The organism is Brevundimonas sp. CURTG3B2_SDJG (genome assembly GCF_057364705.1).
In genome coordinates, this window is record NZ_JBNFOJ010000240.1 from 1 (window position 1) to 4,182 (window position 4,182).

The window sequence follows — 4,182 nt, forward strand, 5'->3', positions numbered from 1 at the left end:
CGCCGGCTCAGGCCGCGCCGGCCGGCCGCCGCCGGACGAGCCCGCCGAGAAGAAGGGCTTCTTCGCCTCTCTGGGCGACATCATCTTCGGCAAGAAATAGGCGCCGAAGCCGGAAACGACGAAGGGCCCGGGGATCGCTCCCCGGGCCCTTCTCTTGCGCCGTCTGGCGGCCTATTCCGGCAGGTCTTCCGCCAGGATCGCCATTTCGAACATGAAGCTGCCGGCCTCGTCCTCGTCCTCGAACACCACGCCGATGAACTCGTCGCCGACATAGACCTCGGCCGAATCGGCCGGCTTGCCGCGCGGCTTCACGATGATGCCGCCGGTGTTGAAGGTGCGCTTTAGGTGCGTCTCGACGCGCTTCATGTCGGCGGCGTTCATGGGGGTGTCCTCAGGTCTCTGGAATTGGCGCGGACCCTAGGGAAAAGGTGGCCAGAGGGAAACCCCTCCGTCTCTCCGGCTTCGCCGTCGAGCCCCTCCCCACTGCGTGGAGAGGTGAAACACGCCACACCTCTCCATCGAAGATGGGGAGGGGGACCATCCGAGCCACAGGCGAAGGATGGTGGAGGGGTCTTCCCGTCAGATCACGAAGTCGTAGACGATGTCCGCCAGCGTGTGGTCCATCGTCCGGGCGGGCGTCGCCTCGGTCGGGCAGTTGACCAGCCGGGCCGGCACCCCGGCCACGGTGCAGCCCGCGGGCACCGGCTTCAGCACCACCGAGCCGGACGCCACCTTGGCGTAGTCGCCCACAGTGATGTTGCCCAGGATCTTGGCGCCGGCGCCCAGCAGCACGCCCCTGCCGATCTTCGGGTGACGGTCGCCCCGCTCCGCCCCGGTGCCGCCCAGGGTGACTGCGTGCAGCATCGACACCTCGTCGCCGACCACCGCCGTCTCGCCGATGACGATGCCCGTCCCGTGGTCCAGGAACAGGCCCGACCCCAGCTTCGCGGCCGGGTGGATGTCGATCTGGAACAGCTCCGACATCCGGCTCTGCAGGTGGAAGGCCAGGGTGTCGCGCCCCTGGGTCCACAGCCAGTGCGCCACGCGGTGGCCCTGCAGCGCCTGGAAGCCCTTGAAGTAGAGGAACGGCTGCAACAGCGTGCGGATCGCCGGATCGCGCTCGGACACCGCCAGCAGATCGGCCTCGGCCGCGACCACGATCCGCGGATCGGCCTCGAACGCGTCGCGGCAGATCTCGCGCACCGACATGGCGCCCAGTTCAGCGTCGCCCAGCTTGCGCGCGATCTGGAAACTGAGGGCGGAGGCCAGGTCGCCGTGCGACAGGATCACCGCGTTCATCTGCGAGGCCAGATGCGGCTCGGCCCGAGCCGCGTCCTCAGCCGCCGCGCGCAGCAGCGTCCAGGCGTCCGGTTGGGCGGCGACGACTTCCAGCTTCGGCATCGAGGGCTCCATCAGGGCGGCCATCATACGCTGTCCAGCATGGCCTTGGACAGGGCGGGCGGCAGTTCGCCGGTCTGGGCCATATGGTAGGCCCTCAAGGCCGTCGCCAGGGTGAACATGTCCCGCACCGCGCCGCGCCCGATCTCGCGCAGAAGGTCGCCGAACGGAACCCGGGCCACGCGGATGATCTCGGTGGGGTCCGGCGCGATCGGCGCGGGCGTCAGGTCCCAGGCCAGCCAGGCCATCGCCCGCTCGTCGGTGATCGAGTTGCTCATCTCGGCCTTGTAGGCCTTGAGCCATGTCCCGGCCTGGAGCCCCGCCTCCTCGGCCAGCTCGCGCCGGGCGCCTTCCAGCGGGTCCTCCCCGAACGGCGCCCCGCCCTCCGGCATCTCCCAGGACCAGTTCATCAGGGCGAAGCGCTGCTGGCCCACCAGGGTCACCGTCCCGTCGGCGTGCAGCGGCAGCACGCCCACGGACAGGTTTTGCGGCCGCATCACCACATAGTCGGCCCGCAGCCCGGTCGGAGCGGTCGCGTCGTGACGCGTCAGCCGCATCCAGGGGCTCTCGAACATCGTCGTCGATCCGGCGTCCCTCCACGCCGGCGGATGATCGCTTCCGTCGTCCCAGGAGGGCCGCGGGCGGTCGGCGTCGAAGTCTTTGCGCGAGTCAGTCATGGCCGGGGTATGGCGCAGCGGCGGCCGGACGACTAGCTACGCCGCATGACCGACGCCGATCTGGGCCAGACCCTTCCCCTCCCCGTTGCCTCCCCCGAACTGCAGCGCCGCCTGGCCGAGCGCCGTTCCGCCCCCGCCCAGGCCCTGACCGCCCCTGGGCCGTCCCGCGCCGAGATCGAGCGCATCCTGACGCTCGGCGCGCGCACGCCGGATCACGGCAAGCTGTTCCCCTGGCGCTTCGTGGTTCTGGGCCCGGAAGCCGCGCCGCCCTGGCCCAGGCCCTCCAGCCCCTCGCTGCCCGCCAGCCCGGGCCGGACAAGGCGCGTATGGTGCTGGCCAAGTTCACCGCCGCGCCGGTCACCATCCTGGTCGTCTCCGCCCCCGTCGAAAGCCCCAAGGTCCCCGTCTGGGAACAGCTGCTCTCGGCCGGCGCCGTGTGCATGAACATCGAGCATGCCGCGGGCGCGCTCGGCTGGTCCTCCAGCTGGATCACGGACTGGTACAGTTACGACCGCGAAGCGCTTGAACTGATTGGTGTTCGCGAAGGAGAGCAGGTGGCCGGCTTCATTCACCTGGGCACGCTCGCCGCACCGCCGCTCGAGAGGCCCCGCCCCGACGTCGCCGCCCTGACGGAGTGGCGCGCCTAGGCCAGGACGCCGGCGATCATCAGGCTGGCCGCCAGGCCATAGGTCGCCGTCGTCGCCACCAGGGCGACGATCAGCCAGGCTTCGACGCGGTCACGCTTCGGCTCCATGCCGCGAGCGTGTGCGGATTCGCCTTAACAAACCACCTATGCGCGCATGCCGCCGACGTAGCGGGCGTGCAGCAGCGGCTTGCCCAGCCAGTAGCAGAGCTCGGCCGGTCGCTCGATGTCCCAGACCGCCAGGTCCGCCGCCTTGCCGGCTTCCAGCGTCCCCGTCTCGGCCCCCAGGCCCAGCGCCCGCGCCGCGATCCGCGTCGCCCCGGCCAGCGCCTCCTCCGGCGTCAGGCGGAACTGCACGCAGGCCAGGTTCAGCGCCGCCGTCATCGACGCCACCGGCGAGGTGCCCGGATTGCAGTCCGTCGCCACCGCCATCGCCACTCCGTACGCCCGGAACAGGCCGATCGGCGGCGGCGTCGTCTCGCGCAGCATCAGATACGCGCCGGGCAGCAGCACGGCGACCACCCCCGCCTCGGCCATCGCCCGCACGCCGGCCTCGGTCGTGTGCTCCACATGGTCGGCCGACAGCGCCCCGTACCGCGCCGCCAGCGCCGCCCCGCCGCCGTCCGATAGCTGGTCGGCGTGCAGCTTGACCGGCAGGCCCAGCGCCCGCGCCCTATCGAACAGCCGCGCCGTCTCCTCGACCGTGAAGGCGATCGGCTCGCAATAGGCGTCCACCGCGTCGGCCAGCCCCTCGGCGTGCGCCGCTGGCAGGATGTCGTCGATGGCCAGGTCGACATAGGCCGCGCGCTCGGCCCTGTGTTCCGGCGGCACGGCGTGCAGGCCCAGGTAACTGGTCTTGACCCGCACCCCCGCCTCGCGCCCGATCCGTCGCGCCACGCGCAGCATCTTCAGCTCGCTCTCGCGATCCAGGCCGTAGCCTGACTTGATCTCCACCGTGGTGACGCCCGTGGCCTTCAGCCCGGCCAGCCGCGTCAGCGCCGAGGCGAAGAGCTGGTCCTCGCTCTCGGTCCGCGTCGCCTTCACCGACGACACGATCCCGCCGCCCGCGCGAGCGATCTCCTCGTAGGTCGCGCCGTTCAGCCGCTGCTCGAACTCGCCCGACCGGTCGCCGCCGAACACCAGATGGGTGTGGCAGTCGATCAGGCCCGGCGTGACCCACCGACCGTCCAGGCGGCGGATCTCGGCGGCGCCGTGCGCGGGCAGGTCCGTCCGCGGCCCGGCCCAGGCGATCCGTCCGTCGCGGACCAGGACGGCCCCGTCCTCGACCGCGCCGAAGGGCGTCCCGGTCTCCGCCATGGTCGCCAGGCGGCAGTCGGTGATGAGAAGGTCCGAACTCTTCATTCCGCTCATCCCCGCGAAAGCGGGGACCCAGTGCTTTGGGCGATCCGGTGGGATCGCGTTCGCTTTCACCCTGATCCCGCCCGCCCAGTGCTCCACCGAAAT

Annotated in this window: 6 protein-coding genes; 1 reads left to right on the forward strand and 5 read right to left on the reverse strand. The window is 71.1% G+C overall.

The annotated features are described in order from the left end of the window. Positions 1 to 171 precede the first annotated feature (171 nt). The 4 genes from AC2W7C_RS14090 to AC2W7C_RS14105 all read right to left on the reverse strand — a co-directional run bounded on the left by AC2W7C_RS14090 (position 172) and on the right by AC2W7C_RS14105 (position 2,291). Positions 172 to 381 (reverse strand): DUF3126 family protein, encoded by a 210-nt coding sequence (locus tag AC2W7C_RS14090; RefSeq protein WP_092310331.1) that lies wholly within the window; start codon positions 379 to 381, stop codon positions 172 to 174. Between the two features lie 198 nt (positions 382 to 579). Next, on the reverse strand, positions 580 to 1,401 hold the full coding sequence (gene cysE / locus AC2W7C_RS14095) for a serine O-acetyltransferase (protein WP_486002004.1): 822 nt from the start codon (positions 1,399 to 1,401) through the stop codon (positions 580 to 582). A gap of 23 nt (positions 1,402 to 1,424) precedes the next feature. Beyond that, positions 1,425 to 1,973, reverse strand: a complete 549-nt coding sequence (locus AC2W7C_RS14100; protein ID WP_486002000.1) for an NUDIX domain-containing protein — start codon at positions 1,971 to 1,973, stop codon at positions 1,425 to 1,427. A 138-nt stretch (positions 1,974 to 2,111) separates the two neighbouring features. Further along, on the reverse strand, positions 2,112 to 2,291 hold the full coding sequence (locus tag AC2W7C_RS14105) for a hypothetical protein (RefSeq protein ID WP_486002001.1): 180 nt from the start codon (positions 2,289 to 2,291) through the stop codon (positions 2,112 to 2,114). Between the two features lie 110 nt (positions 2,292 to 2,401). Here AC2W7C_RS14105 and AC2W7C_RS14110 point away from each other — a divergent pair, with 110 nt between their 5' ends. Then, the gene (locus tag AC2W7C_RS14110; RefSeq protein WP_486002002.1) at positions 2,402 to 2,722 is read left to right on the forward strand and encodes a nitroreductase family protein; all 321 of its coding nucleotides are present in this window, start codon (positions 2,402 to 2,404) and stop codon (positions 2,720 to 2,722) included. A gap of 143 nt (positions 2,723 to 2,865) precedes the next feature. Here the strand turns inward: AC2W7C_RS14110 and hutI are convergent, their stop codons facing one another. Further along, positions 2,866 to 4,080, reverse strand: coding sequence for an imidazolonepropionase (hutI, locus tag AC2W7C_RS14115; RefSeq protein ID WP_486002003.1), 1,215 nt, complete (start codon positions 4,078 to 4,080; stop codon positions 2,866 to 2,868). Positions 4,081 to 4,182 lie beyond the last annotated feature (102 nt).